At 56.2% G+C, this 313-nt stretch carries 1 protein-coding gene; it reads left to right on the forward strand.

Annotated features, from left to right (window positions below; translation table 11 throughout):
* On the forward strand, window positions 1-313 hold a 313-nt coding region (locus SB756_RS29015; protein ID WP_410912982.1), incomplete at both ends, for an acetyl-CoA hydrolase/transferase C-terminal domain-containing protein.

A 313-nucleotide genomic window follows, 5' to 3' on the forward strand; every position in this document is an offset into this window, starting at 1 on the left:
GCGGCCTGATCGAATCGCCGTTCGAAGAACTGACCATGTACTCGGAAGTGTTACAGGATTCGACGTTCGACCTGATCGACGCCGGCAAGCTGAGTTTTGCATCCGGCAGCTCGATCACGCTGTCGGAACGGCGCAATGCCGATGTATTCGGCAACCTGGAACACTATAAAGACAAGCTGGTACTGCGCCCGCAGGAGATCTCCAACCATCCGGAAGTGGTGCGTCGCCTGGGCATTATCGGTATCAATACCGCGCTGGAATTCGACATCTACGGCAACGTCAACTCCACCCACGTCTGCGGTACGCGGATGAT

Source organism: Pseudomonas sp. SIMBA_068, from assembly GCF_046534705.1.
Taxonomy (GTDB): domain Bacteria; phylum Pseudomonadota; class Gammaproteobacteria; order Pseudomonadales; family Pseudomonadaceae; genus Aquipseudomonas; species Aquipseudomonas putida.